Origin of the sequence: Bradyrhizobium sp., from assembly GCF_036009065.1 — a bacterium.
Classification (GTDB): domain Bacteria; phylum Pseudomonadota; class Alphaproteobacteria; order Rhizobiales; family Xanthobacteraceae; genus Bradyrhizobium.
In genome coordinates this window covers 1-12,380 of the sequence record NZ_DASYMN010000046.1, presented here as the reverse complement: position 1 = coordinate 12,380, position 12,380 = coordinate 1, and the positions used below count along the sequence as shown (strand labels likewise).

At 63.1% G+C, this 12,380-nt stretch carries 12 protein-coding genes and 1 tRNA gene; 7 read left to right on the top strand and 6 right to left on the bottom strand.

The window, feature by feature from the left end; all coding sequences use genetic code 11:
- Both VGP39_RS03180 and VGP39_RS03175 read right to left on the bottom strand, forming a co-directional pair.
- A partial coding sequence (locus VGP39_RS03180; RefSeq protein WP_327566654.1) for a xanthine dehydrogenase family protein molybdopterin-binding subunit occupies positions 1-1,400 on the bottom strand: 1,400 nt, incomplete at its 3' end.
- 85 nt (positions 1,401-1,485) lie between these two features.
- Positions 1,486-1,971: a (2Fe-2S)-binding protein gene (locus tag VGP39_RS03175; RefSeq protein ID WP_327566653.1), complete on the bottom strand. Its 486-nt coding sequence runs from the start codon at positions 1,969-1,971 to the stop codon at positions 1,486-1,488.
- Positions 1,972-2,498: 527 nt separating this feature from the next.
- On the opposite strand from VGP39_RS03175, the gene VGP39_RS03170 reads away from it, so the two are divergent.
- Together VGP39_RS03170 and VGP39_RS03165 are read left to right on the top strand one after the other, a co-directional pair.
- Positions 2,499-3,167, top strand: a complete 669-nt coding sequence (locus tag VGP39_RS03170; RefSeq protein ID WP_327566655.1) for a 3-oxoacid CoA-transferase subunit A — start codon at positions 2,499-2,501, stop codon at positions 3,165-3,167.
- A complete protein-coding gene (locus VGP39_RS03165) occupies positions 3,164-3,850 on the top strand; it encodes a 3-oxoacid CoA-transferase subunit B (RefSeq protein ID WP_327566652.1) in 687 nt (228 codons plus the stop codon). Before VGP39_RS03170 ends, VGP39_RS03165 begins: the two co-directional genes overlap by 4 nt.
- A 798-nt stretch (positions 3,851-4,648) precedes the next feature.
- On the opposite strand, the gene VGP39_RS03160 is transcribed toward VGP39_RS03165, so the two are convergent.
- Positions 4,649-5,020: a DUF3175 domain-containing protein gene (locus VGP39_RS03160; RefSeq protein WP_327566651.1), complete on the bottom strand. Its 372-nt coding sequence runs from the start codon at positions 5,018-5,020 to the stop codon at positions 4,649-4,651.
- A 189-nt stretch (positions 5,021-5,209) separates the two neighbouring features.
- Between VGP39_RS03160 and VGP39_RS03155 the strand changes: the two genes are divergently transcribed.
- From VGP39_RS03155 to otsA, 3 genes are all read left to right on the top strand, one after another.
- The gene (locus VGP39_RS03155) at positions 5,210-6,700 is read left to right on the top strand and encodes an MFS transporter (RefSeq protein ID WP_327566650.1); all 1,491 of its coding nucleotides are present in this window, start codon (positions 5,210-5,212) and stop codon (positions 6,698-6,700) included.
- A 6-nt stretch (positions 6,701-6,706) separates the two neighbouring features.
- A complete protein-coding gene (gene otsB, locus VGP39_RS03150; protein ID WP_327566649.1) occupies positions 6,707-7,543 on the top strand; it encodes a trehalose-phosphatase in 837 nt (278 codons plus the stop codon).
- A gap of 300 nt (positions 7,544-7,843) precedes the next feature.
- Positions 7,844-9,307, top strand: a complete 1,464-nt coding sequence (gene otsA / locus VGP39_RS03145) for an alpha,alpha-trehalose-phosphate synthase (UDP-forming) (RefSeq protein WP_327566648.1) — start codon at positions 7,844-7,846, stop codon at positions 9,305-9,307.
- Here otsA and VGP39_RS03140 read toward each other — a convergent pair whose 3' ends face one another.
- Positions 9,308-9,646, bottom strand: coding sequence for a hypothetical protein (locus tag VGP39_RS03140; RefSeq protein WP_327566647.1), 339 nt, complete (start codon positions 9,644-9,646; stop codon positions 9,308-9,310).
- A 204-nt stretch (positions 9,647-9,850) separates the two neighbouring features.
- Here VGP39_RS03140 and VGP39_RS03135 point away from each other — a divergent pair.
- A tRNA-Ser gene (locus VGP39_RS03135) sits at positions 9,851-9,940 on the top strand.
- Between the two features lie 81 nt (positions 9,941-10,021).
- Here VGP39_RS03135 and VGP39_RS03130 read toward each other — a convergent pair.
- Positions 10,022-10,495: a lasso peptide biosynthesis B2 protein gene (locus VGP39_RS03130; RefSeq protein WP_327566646.1), complete on the bottom strand. Its 474-nt coding sequence runs from the start codon at positions 10,493-10,495 to the stop codon at positions 10,022-10,024.
- Positions 10,492-10,800, bottom strand: coding sequence for a PqqD family protein (locus VGP39_RS03125; RefSeq protein WP_327566645.1), 309 nt, complete (start codon positions 10,798-10,800; stop codon positions 10,492-10,494). Before VGP39_RS03125 ends, VGP39_RS03130 begins: the two co-directional genes overlap by 4 nt.
- A 213-nt stretch (positions 10,801-11,013) precedes the next feature.
- Between VGP39_RS03125 and VGP39_RS03120 the strand changes: the two genes are divergently transcribed.
- Positions 11,014-12,380 (top strand): asparagine synthase-related protein (locus VGP39_RS03120; protein ID WP_327566644.1); only part of this gene is annotated, 1,367 nt, incomplete at its 3' end.

Below are 12,380 nucleotides of genomic sequence, written 5' to 3'. Positions count from 1 at the left end.
ATGCCGCAGGCCTCGATATAGCAGGACAGCCCGATGCCGCGCAGCTTGCCTTCGCTCTTGGCTTTCGCCTTGCGCGCGGCAAAGCCCGCGTAATCGATCGCCTTCATCGCCGCATCCAGCGACGCGTTAAAGTCGCCGGCGTCATAGGCCATGATGACCGGCGTCTGGTGCGGGAACGCGGTGATGAAATTCTTGCGCCTCAGTTCGGCCGGATCGACCTTGAGCTGGCGCGCCGCAGTTTCGACCAACCGCTCCACCACAAAACTCGCCTCGGGCCGGCCCGCCCCCCGGTAAGCATCCACCGGTGTGGTGTTGCTGTAGACGCTGATCACCTCGGCAAAAATGTTGGGGATGTTGTACTGGCCCGACAGCAGCGTGGCGTAGAGATAGGTCGGCACCGAGGAGGAGAACAGCGACATATAGGCGCCGAGATTGGCGTAGGTTTTTACCCTTAAGCCGGTGATCTTGTTGTTGGCATCGAACGCCATCTCGGCCTTGGTCAGATGATCGCGGCCGTGGGCGTCGGTCAGGAACGCCTCGGTGCGGTCGGAGGTCCATTTCACCGGGCGCCCGGTCTTCTTCGAGGCCCACAGCGCCACCATTTCTTCCGGGTAGATGAAGATCTTGGAGCCGAACCCGCCGCCGACGTCGGGCGCGATCACCCGCAGCTTGTGCTCCTGCGCGATGTTGTAGAACGCCGACAGCACCAGCCGTGCGACGTGCGGATTCTGTGAGGTGGTATACAGCGTAAAATGCTCTTCGGCGGCGTCGTAGTCGGCGATCGCGGCACGTGGCTCCATCGCATTCGGCACCAGGCGGTTGTTGGTGATGTCGAGCGAGGCCACATTGGCCGCCGCCTTGAAGGCGGCATCGGTCGCGGCCTCATCGCCGATGGTCCAGTCGTAGATCACATTTCCCGGCGCCTCGGGGTGCAATTGCGGCGCGCCCGATGCGATCGCCGCCTTGATGTCGGCAGCGACGGGAAGCTCTTCGTAATCGACGATGACGGCTTCCGCCGCATCGCGCGCCTGATTGCGGGTCTCGGCGATCACCACGGCGACCGCTTGCCCGACGAAGCGCACGGTCTCCGGCGCCATCGCCGGCCACGCGCCCATCTTCATCGCGCCGCCGTCCTTGGAATGGATCATCCAGCCGCAGATCAGGTTGCCGATCTTGTCATCGACGATCTGCTGTCCCGTCAGCACGTCGACCACGCCGGGCTTGCTCTTGGCGTCGCTGACATCGATGCTTTTGATTTTGGCGTGGGCGTAGGGACTGCGCACGAACGCGGCGTAAGTCATGCCGTGCAGGCGGATGTCGTCGACATAGCGGCCCTTGCCGGTAATGAAACGCTTGTCTTCCTTGCGCACCACGCGAGCGCCAATACCTTCTACACCCATATTCTGTCCTCCCTCACCGGAGCGTTTTCCGCCGTTTCCATCGAAATCGGGCGGGCTTGAATGAATCGATCGAATCGAAAGGAGGCTATTCCGCCGCCTGCGCGACGTTCATGCGGCCTGCGGCATCCAGCACCGCCTTGACGATGTTGTGATAGCCGGTGCAGCGGCAGATGTTGCCTTCGAGCTCCTGCCGCACCGTCGCCTCGTCGAGGCCGCTGCCGTGCCGCGTAACGATGTCGATCGAGGTCATGATCATCCCCGGCGTGCAATAGCCGCACTGCAGTCCGTGATTGTCACGGAACGCGGCCTGCATCGGATGCAACTCGTCGGCTTTGGCGATGCCTTCGATGGTGGTGATATTGGCGCCGTTGGCCTGACCGACCAGCACCGTGCAGGATTTCACCGCGCAGCCGTCGATATGCACGACGCAGGCGCCGCACTGGCTGGTGTCGCAGCCGATATGGGTGCCTGTCAGGCCCAGATGATCGCGCAAGAGATGGACAAGAAGCGTCCGGTCCTCGACATCGGCCGAAACCGCCTTGCCGTTCACCGTCAATTTGACTGTCGACACGCTGAACCTCCCGAGACTTTTTAGTTGTTCCGATTAGAGGCAGGACCACGCGACTTTGCAACACCGTTTTTCGTCGCGGAGGTCATGGCGAGGCATTCCAACGGGTCGTCCCCGCGAAGGCTCCGCACAATCAGGCGTCATCCTGAGAGCTTGTGAATCTATTGATTTTTGCGTTTTCCGACATGAGTCAAATCAAAGACTTAGGACCCGCAGAAACGTCGAAATTCGAATAGATTCACAAACTCTGAGGAGCGGCGCTTGCGCGGCGTCTCGAAGGATGGCCGCGGGCACCTGTGGCCATCCTTCGAGGCTCGCCGAAGGCGGCGAGCACCTCAGGATGACGGCAGTGTTGGTCTTTTCGCTAGCAAAAAAGATGTGCATACACTAGCGCCTTCGCGGGGACGACTGCGGTGGGTTATGCGCATCACGACTGCAAATTTGCGCCTTTATCCCCACCGGACTTGATGCTCTATTTTGCGGCAACGAGCCGCGCTTGCGCGACGGCCACATGACAGGAGTTTGGTTTGATCGACAAGCAGGTAAAAACCACCGCCGACGCCGTGGCCGGGGTGCGCGACGGATCGACGGTATTGGTGGCCGGCTTCGGCGCGGTCGGCGTCGCCGACAATCTGCTGGAGGCTCTCCATGAGCAGGGCGCAAAAGAATTGACCATCGTCGCCAACAATTCCGGCAACGGCGATGTCGGGCTGGCGCGGCTGATCAAATCCGGCCGTGTGCGCAAGGTGATCTGTTCTTTTCCGCGCTCCGGCGACTACAGCGCCTTTCTCAACGCCTACCGCGCCAAAAGCCTCGAACTGGAATTGGTCCCGCAGGGCACCATCAGTGAGCGTATGCGTTGCGCCGCCGCGGGCCTGGGCGGGTTTTTCTCGCCGGTCTCCGCGCATACCAAGCTCGCCGAGGGCAAGGAGACCCGCGAGATCGACGGCCGGCTCCATGTCTTCGAAAAGCCGCTGAAGGGCGACGTTGCGCTGATCAAGGCCAACAGAGCGGACCGCTGGGGCAACCTCACCTATTTGAGGTCGGCGCGGAATTTCAATCCGGTGATGGCGATGGCGGCCGAACTGACGGTGGTCGAGGTTGACACCATGGTGGAGCTTGGCGAGATGGATCCGGAAGCCGTCGTGACACCGAGCATCTTCGTCGACCGTGTGGTCGTTGTTGGAGCAAACGCATGAGCCACACACCTCTGACCCGCGAGCAAATGGCCTGGCGCGCCGCGCAGGATCTGCCGGAAGGCGCCTACGTCAATCTGGGTATCGGCATTCCGACATTGGCGGCGAGCTATGTCCCCCACGGCCGGGAAGTGATTTTTCACAGCGAGAACGGCATTCTCGGGCTGGGCCCAAAACCTGAGCCGGGCAAGGAAGATCCCTATATGGTCGATGCCGGCAAGAACAAGACGACGCTGGTCACCGGCGGCTGCTTCGTCCATCACGCCGATGCATTTCTGATGATCCGGGGCGGACATATCGATGTCAGCCTGCTCGGGGCTTTTGAGGTCTCCGAAAAGGGCGATCTCGCCAACTGGACCACGGAAGACCCGCAATTTCCGCCCGGCGTCGGCGGCGCCATGGATCTGGCGGCCGGCGCCAAGGCCGTCCGCGTCATCATGGAGCACACCCACAAGAGCGGCTCGCCGCGGATCCTGAAGCACTGTACCTATCCGCTGACCGCGCCCGGCTGCGTCAAGCGCATCTACAGCAACCTCGCGGTGATCGATGTGACGCCGCAAGGCCTGTTCGTGCTGGAAATGGTGCCGGGCCTGACGCTGGAGCAGCTGCAGGAATTGACTGAGCCGAAGCTGCAACTGGCGAACAGCTGGCAGGCGCTGGCGCCACCGACGGCGCGGGCGGCGTAGCCGCCCGTCATTCCAATAAGTTCGTCATGCCCGGGCTTGTCCCGGGCATCCACGTCTTGAGGGTATTGAAGCAAATAAAGACGTGGATGGCCGGGACGCCTTTGCCCACCCTACGACATTTGTGCAAACCGCCGTTCACGAACTTGTGAATGTATGCCTATCCAACACCCCAAAACCTGGCTTATCCTGCTCGGGTCCTGTTCGATGAAGGGGCGCTTCTAGAGGCGATCCTTCGGCGGACAGAGCGAAAGCTGGCTGGACCGGGGCCCCGGACCAGCCGACGGCCGGGTGGTTGGTGGAGCGCCGGGAGGCGCTGCGCCTAGCCTTGGGCGCGCGCGGTGCCTTGCCGCGCGAGGTGGGTACGTTAATCCCGCCTCCAGGGGTGCCCGTTGGTGCCCTGGCGCCTCCCGCCGCTCCATCCCCTCGCTTGGGTTCGCGGGGGACTGGCAAACCTCGGACGCAGTGCGCCGCGAGAATGCATAAGCTTGGCTGTTTGAATCTTGGACTTGGCTGTTTTGAAATCTTGGAATCGGAAATCAAGCGAGGCACTTCTTAACCTCGCCCCGCTCTCGCGGGGAGAGGTCGGCGCGCAGCGCCGGGTGAGGGGCCAGGCACTGAGCTGCCCGAGCAAAAACTTATCGGGTCGGAGCAAGACCGACCCTAGAGTCCGTCCATTGTAATTTACCGCACTGCCTCGCCCTTCACCCGAAGCCTTCGCTGCGCTTCGGCTTCGACTTCTCCCCGCGAAAGAGCGGGGAGAGGTTAAGGAAGGCGCGCGGCACGATGACAGCAGCGATGTCACTCCCTCCCGAACTGCCGCTTCAATTCGGTCTTGGCGCGCTCCAGGCGGTCGCGCTGCGTCTTCGGCAACGTCTTGCCGGCACGATTGACGTAGAACGTCAGCATCGAGAGCGCCGAGCGATAGGCGCCGGCCTTGCGGCGCGAGCTGCGTTCCGCGGAGCGTTTCAGCGAAGCGGCGATTGCCTTCGGGTCCCGCAACGTGAATACGCCGCGCTTGAGATCGAGCGCGTCGCTCTTCTGTGTCACGCGCTGCGACCAGCGCTTTGGAGACGCTTTGCGTTTTGCAACGGATTTCCTTCGCGCCGAGCCGGCCTTGCGGCTTGCGGGTTTGGGCCTGCTCGACGCCGTCTTGCCGGAACGTGTCGCCATGATCGCACTCCATGCCCCATAGGGCGAAAACGTGTATCAACTCAATCGGTTCCTCGCTTATCAAACAGCGGAACCCGCCCCGCTCGCAGGCGTTATATTGCGCGATCCCGGAGGCTGTTGCATTTGCGAAACCCTGGAACTCAATGTTCCAGGCTATCTTTCTTGGTCAGTTCGATGAGCTTGCTGCAAATGAATTCAAATACCGGCAGGACCTCATCAGCGTTACCCGAGGGCGAAATCCAGCAGAATGAGCTTGATGGCACGCGCGTCATCGAAACCGATATTCCCTCGCGTCTCGACAGTCTGCCCTGGAGCGGGTTTCACACCCGCGTGGTGACGGCGCTCGGCATCACCTGGATTCTCGACGGGCTGGAGGTTACGCTTGCCGGGGCCTTGTCCGGCGCGTTGAAGGAAAGCCCGGTACTTCAATTCTCGAATTTCGACGTCGGCCTGGCCAACAGCGCGTATCTCGCCGGCGCCGTGCTCGGTGCGCTCGGCTTCGGCTGGCTGACCGACCGGATCGGCCGCAAGAAATTGTTCTTCATCACGCTGGCGCTTTACCTGACCGCGACCGCGGCGACGGCGCTGTCCTGGAGTGTCGCGAGCTATGCCTTGTTTCGCTTCCTGACCGGCGCAGGAATCGGCGGCGAATACACCGCGATCAATTCGACCATTCAGGAACTGGTGCCGGCGCGTTATCGGGGATGGACCGATCTTGTGATCAACGGCAGCTTCTGGATCGGCGCTGCGATGGGCGCAGTCGCCTCGATCGTGCTGCTCGATCCCAACGTGATTGGGCCTGATTGGGGCTGGCGGCTGGCGTATCTCACCGGCGCAGGTCTCGGCCTCGTGGTGTTTGTGATGCGGATGTGGATTCCTGAAAGCCCGCGATGGCTGATGATCCACGGTCAACCCGAGCGGGCCCACGAGATCGTCGCGGAGATCGAACGGTCGGTGATCGGCAGCAAGCAAGAGCAACGCGTCTGGCCGAAAATAAAATTGAAGATGCGAAGTCACACGCCACTTGGCGATGTCGCGCATACGCTGTTCACGCTATACCGCCAGCGCTCGCTGGTCGGGCTCGCGCTGATGATCGCGCAGGCGTTTTTCTACAACGCGATCTTCTTTACCTATGCGCTGGTGCTGACGGATTTCTTCGGCATCGCCTCAAACCAGGTCGGCTGGTATCTGCTGCCGTTCGCCGCCGGCAATTTTTTAGGGCCGTTGCTGCTCGGCCGGTTGTTCGACACGCTCGGACGACGGGCCATGATCACGCTGACCTACGGGGTTTCCGGCGTTCTGCTGGCCCTGTCGGGCTATCTGTTCGCGATCGGGGTGTTGAGCGCGCAGACCCAGACCATCGCCTGGATGGTGATTTTCTTCTTCGCCTCGCCCGCCGCAAGCGCCGCCTATTTGACCGTCAGCGAGACCTTTCCGCTGGAGGTCCGGGCGCTGGCGATTGCGCTGTTCTATGCCATCGGGACCGGAATCGGCGGCGTCGCAGGCCCGGCGTTGCTGGGGGCCCTGATCGATACCGGCTCGCGCGGCAGCGTTTTCGCGGGCTATCTGCTGGGATCGGGGCTGATGATCGCGGCTGCCGTGATCGCGTGGCGTTACGCCATCGCCGCCGAGCGCCAGCCTTTGGAATCGGTTGCGCGGCCGCTGGCTGTTGTGGAGTAATACGAGATGACACAGGATGTGATGGATATGCCGCCGCAAGAGCAGGAAGACGACGAGTTGCCGGATTCCGTACCGGTGCCCGGCGCGCTGATTCCCCACCTTGGCGAATGCGCGCTGCTCTTGGATATCGACGGCACACTGCTCGACTTCGCGCCGACGCCGCGCGAAGTCTGGGTACCGCCGGGTCTCGCCAAAACCCTCGACCGGTTGCTGGCGCGCACCTCGGGCGCGCTGGCGCTGGTCAGCGGCCGTTCGCTCAACGACATTGATCTGATCTTTGCGCCCGCCGAATTTCCGGCTGTCGGCGGCCACGGCGCGGAAATGCGGCTTTCGACCGATAACGAAGCGGTTGCGGCGCATGCTCCGCCGCTGGATAAGGATTTGAAGAGGCGGCTCGCCGCCATCGCCCAACTAAGCCCCGGCATCCTGCTTGAAGACAAGGGGTATTCCCTTGCGCTGCATTACCGGCTCGCGCCGCATGCGGAGAAGGCGATCTATGAGGCGGTATCCCTGATCAGGGCCGATCTGCCGAGCGCGCCGATCGAGGTGTTGCCGGGCAAATTGGTTTGCGAGATCAAGCATTCCGGCTTCACCAAGGCGACCGGCGTGCGCGAACTGATGACGCATGAGCCGTTCAAGGGCCGCCGCCCGGTGTTCATCGGCGACGATGTCACCGACGAAACCGTGTTCGCCATCATGCCGGACCTCGGCGGCCTGGCGTTTTCCGTGGGACGGCGCGCGCATGGCGTCGCCGGACATTTCGATGAGCCGCGCGATGTCAGGGAGTGGCTCGCGCACTTGCTGGATGACGAAAAGTTGCTGACGGAGCCGCTGCCGCGCTGAGTTGGCCGAATAATAAAGCGGCTGAGCCTGCTCAAATTGAAGGCGTTTGTTCGCTTATACCACTATCCAAAGGGCTTTTCTGGCATTTCGATTCGCAATCGCTGCCCGACTGCCTGTCCTCGCGGGGTCACCAGGGCGTCATTGTTGCCAGTCTAAAATGTGGCGACGTTCTTGCATGAAGGAGTTGTCGGTTCCATTGGGCCCCTTCAAGTTTGGGCTCAATGCGGTCGCAAGGTGACGAGGAACCATATTGATGAACGGCTGTTTATAAACCGGGCTGTATTTCCGGGAGAGGACCCTGTGAACCTCGTTGTTGTCTCAAATCGGGTGGCGCGTGCGACGGCCAATGAACCCATGACGGGTGGCCTTGCGGCGGCATTGTTGCCGGTGGTGGAGAATTCCGGAGCGATTTGGGTAGGTTCCAGCGGCCGGGTACGTGACGCAACTCATAAAGGACCTTTCGCCGAGATCGAATCCCTTGGCGAAGGGGCTCTTGCCATGGTCGATCTGCCGGCCGCGCATTACGGCGGATATTACGAAGGTTTTGCCAATTCCGCGCTGTGGCCGGTGCTTCACTCCCGGACCGACCTGATCCGGGTGACCGAGGGCGACTATCAATCCTATCGTGAGGTCAACGCCTTCATGGCGCGGGCGTTGATGCGTTTTCGCCGGAAGGACACCGCGTTCTGGATTCAGGACTATCATTTCCTGGCGCTCGGCGCGGAAATGCGTGACATTGGCTTTACCGAGCCGCTCGGCTTCTTTTTGCATACGCCCTGGCCGGCGCGGGCCATTATCGGCGGCGTGCCCCACCACCGCGAATTGATCGAGGCGATGCTGGCCTACGATCTGATCGGCTTTCAGACCGAGGAAGATCGCGAGAATTTCCAGAGCTACCTCGAATCGGATCTTGGCCTCACAGTGTCAAGCGGCGTGGTCACCTCGCGCTATGGCACCTCGCGTATCGCAGTGTTTCCGATCGGCATCGACCCGGAAAAATTCGCGCAGCACGCAGCGAAGTCGTCATCCCATCCCGATGTCTCGCGTTTGCGCCGGAGCTTGAACGGCGAGAAGCTGGCGATCGGCGTCGACCGGCTGGATTATTCCAAGGGCCTGCTCAATCGCATGGAGGCTTTCGACCGCATGCTGACCATGCACCCCTCGATGAGCCGCACCGTTTCACTGTTGCAGATCGCAACCCCGTCGCGCGGCGCCATTGAAGCGTATGGCAATCTGCAGAACGATCTCGCCAAGCTGGTAAGCGATATCAATGGCCGCCATGGCGAAGTGGACTGGACGCCGATTCGCTACCTCAACAAGGGGTTCAGCCAAACCGTGCTGGCGGGTCTTTACCGCGCCGCCCAGGTCGGCGTGGTGACGCCGCTGCAGGACGGCATGAACCTGGTGGCCAAGGAATATGTCGCCGCACAAAATCCCGCCGATCCCGGTGTGCTGGTGCTGTCGAAATTCGCCGGCGCTGCCAATGAACTCGATACCGCGCTGCTGGTGAACCCGCATGATATCGAGGGGATGGCGCGGACCATGGCCACGGCGCTGTCGATGCCGCTGATCGAGCGCCGCATGCGCTGGGAAGCGATGATGACCAAGCTTCGCGGTAACACGATCCGGCAATGGTTCGCCAGTTTTGTGTATACGCTGCAGGACGAGGTTGCGGGCAAGATCGTCGCGAAGGATCCGGTCGGCGCCGATCCCGCGACCCTGTGGTCGCCGCGGTCAGCCAACTCCAACGTTCGTTATCACTGATCAACAGCAATACGACACCCCATCCAGGATAGCGCAGCGCGTCTTGTTCGGGGCGTTGGGATCGTCCAGCGGGACCACTCCGTTGCCCTTGCCGACGAACACGCCCTGTCCCACACGCACCGACGACTTGTTGCCGATGATGACGCCGGGATGCGGCGACGCGCTGGATCGCGTGCGGTCGGCCCAGATGATCGCATCTGCTGACAGCAAACCCCGCCGGCCGTCGTCGCAGTTCACCACCGGACCATCATGGCTGCAGGTTTGCGCCAGCGCCGGACCTGCGGCTAACGCGACGCCGACGATGCAGATGATTGACGCAAGCGCGCGGGCGGGACGCATGTCATGCTCCGGGAGCGGAAAAACAGTCTCTACATTAACGTCGTCGGCACCCCCTGAACGGTTCACCACCGCGGAGAAGGGCAAAAGAGCGGGGTTGACGCTGCCCCCGAATTCTCTCGATTGCTCAATCGGTTGCAGAAATCGTCGGCTTCACGGCCGCGCTCGCTTGCAAAAGTCGCCATGCCGCTTCAAGAGAGGGCGCAAGGAGAGATGGCCGAGTGGCTTAAGGCGCACGCTTGGAAAGCGTGTGTGCGGGAAACTGTACCGTGGGTTCGAATCCCACTCTCTCCGCCAGTCCGCTTCAACTCTCTCCGATGGTCGACCGCTCGGCTGGAACGCCCACGGACGGCATTTCGCCAGACCTCTCGACCAAGCTCATTCGCGAGCGCTGCAATACTCATCTTCATCCGCGAAGCTCGAGACCACGGTGTACTGTTCGTGGCTCGGCGCACCGGTAATGAAGAGGGGCCCGCTCCGGAGCCACGCATGCGCGGTGGGCTGCGAGTCGGGTTCGGGCGCGCGGGCCACCCCTAAATACAGCGTGCTTGCGATTCGCCGACGGCGCAGCATCCTTTTGGCGGCGATGCCTTGCTCGATGCAGGCGCAGCGCCAAGGCAGGCGGTGGCTGATTGCTTGTAGCGACCACGTGATATGAGCCAACATGCGAGCGGTCGCGTCAGAGTGGGCTGCGATCGAGGACTCGCCGCCACGCCTGCCCAGACGCCGCGAAAGGAGCCGCAGCGGGATCAAGAGCACCCACAGCCGCGCCACGGCGAGGCAGAGCACCGCCTCCACTAGCAACCGCCGGTCTGCCCAGCTCAAGCGCGCGAAGGCACGATACCTGCTCATGCCAAACGGATCATCTGCCGGTCCAGCAGCGTGTTGAGAAGCGACAGCACCTCGGACTCGCATTGCGCCGGGGAGACGTCGTAGCGCGCGGTCAGGGTCGCACAGACGGCGGCCGGCGTGACCGGCGTATCAAGATGTTCCCATACGGCCGCCGCAACGTCGTTGAGCACGTAGTATCGGCCCGACGTGACATGCAGCATGGCGATCTCGTCGCCAAGCGAGGCGCTGATCAGCTCGGGGTCGCGGACGACGAGAGTGCTTGGGGTGATCATCGGTGCTTCCTGACGGGGCGCGAGGTCCGGCATGGCGGTGGCGTCCGGTACAGTGTAGTACGGCGTCCCGCGGCGGACCAGCCGCGCGGTTGTCAGAGCGCGCCCGCCATCCTATCCTCGACGCTCATCTCCAACAGTAGAAAAAAGCAGCATGGGATCAAGCCCCGCTCGAACCTCGATGCCGTATCCGGTGTTCCCGGCGGCCGTCGCGCATTGGCGTCGCGCGCGCCAGGGCTGGGCCGGTCCGTGAGCGCAATCTTCGGATTCGCCCAGCGCGACGGCAAGCCTGCTTCTGCTGAGACGTTGGGCGCGATGGATCGGGCAAGCGCCGACTGGGGACCAGACGGCACAGGCAGCTGGCTAGAGGGGCCGTGCGCCCTCGGGCAGCGGCTCCTGCACACCACACCTGAGTCCGCGTTCGAGACAATGCCGCTGACGAGCCGGCAGGGGAACATCGTGCTGGTGGCGGCCGCGCGCCTCGACAATCGCGCCGATCTGTTCGGCGCACTCGGAGTTCCGCAAGCCGAGCGCGCCACGATGTCCGACGGGGCCTTGATCCTGCGCGCCTATGAGCGCTGGGGCGAGCAGACCCCTGCTCGGCTGCTCGGCGACTGGGCCTTCGCCGCCTGGGACCGCCAGCGGCAACGCCTGTTCGTAGCGCGCGATCAGTACGGCGTCACGGCGCTGTACTACTATGCGTCGCCGCGGCTCGTGGCGTTCGCGTCCTGTCATGCCGCCCTGCTCGCGTCGCCGGGGGTTCCGCGCCGGCTGAACGAGCTGCATGTCGCGGAAATCTTCTTCGGCTGGCCGGGAGATGGAACGGCGACCCTGTGGGAAGACGTTCGGCGCCTCCCGCCCGCCCACTGCGTCAGCATATCGGCGTCCGGTGTCGCTGTGCGGGAATATTGGCGTTTGCAAGATGCCCCGGAGATCCGGCTAGGCTCCGACGGCTCCTACCTGGAGCAGTTTCGCGCGCTTTATGACGAGGCCGTGCGCTGTCGGCTGCGGTCCCAGCGGCCGCTCGGTTCAACGCTCAGCGCCGGCCTGGACTCGAGTTCCGTGACTGCGCTGGCGGCCCGCGAGCTGCGCCTGCAGGGTCGGCAGCTTGTTGCCTTCACGGCGGCGCCGCGCGACGGCGAGCCACATAGCCATCAAGCCGCCGGCCAACACTTGGTCGACGAGTGGCCGCTCGCCTGTGAGGCCGCGGCCCATATCGGCGTTGCCGAACACGTCAAGGTCGGCGGCGAGAATGCAAGCCCGCTCGACGCGCTCGAGCACACCCTCGCGATTCATTCCGAGCCCGCACCTGCTGCGCTTGGGCATTACTGGGTGCACTCCATGCTGACCTCGGCACGGCAGCGCGGGATCGGCACTCTCCTGGTCGGGCAGTTTGGAAATGGGACCGTATCCTGGAGCGGCGGCAGCCTGGCTCACCTGCACTTGGCCGCCAGGTCTTGGCCGAGACTATGGCTTGAGCTCATCGGCGAGAGCCGCGCCGGGGGCGGGTCGGTCCCACGGGTCGCTTGGCGACGGCTCATGCGACCCGCGCTGGCGGCGGCGCAGGCTCAGCTCCGCTGGCGTTTCGGGCCGCCGCCTGGCGTATGGGCGCGCCA

What these genes read in the sequence shown, in the direction of transcription:
- VGP39_RS03140 (WP_327566647.1), bottom strand. Translation starts at nt 9,646, where the DNA reads ATGCGTCCCGCCCGCGCGCTTGCGTCAATCATCTGCATCGTCGGCGTC.
- VGP39_RS03155 (WP_327566650.1), top strand. Translation starts at nt 5,210, where the DNA reads ATGAATTCAAATACCGGCAGGACCTCATCAGCGTTACCCGAGGGCGAA.
- VGP39_RS03130 (WP_327566646.1), bottom strand. Translation starts at nt 10,495, where the DNA reads ATGAGCAGGTATCGTGCCTTCGCGCGCTTGAGCTGGGCAGACCGGCGG.
- VGP39_RS03160 (WP_327566651.1), bottom strand. Translation starts at nt 5,020, where the DNA reads ATGGCGACACGTTCCGGCAAGACGGCGTCGAGCAGGCCCAAACCCGCA.
- VGP39_RS03165 (WP_327566652.1), top strand. Translation starts at nt 3,164, where the DNA reads ATGAGCCACACACCTCTGACCCGCGAGCAAATGGCCTGGCGCGCCGCG.
- otsB (WP_327566649.1), top strand. Translation starts at nt 6,707, where the DNA reads ATGACACAGGATGTGATGGATATGCCGCCGCAAGAGCAGGAAGACGAC.
- VGP39_RS03125 (WP_327566645.1), bottom strand. Translation starts at nt 10,800, where the DNA reads ATGCCGGACCTCGCGCCCCGTCAGGAAGCACCGATGATCACCCCAAGC.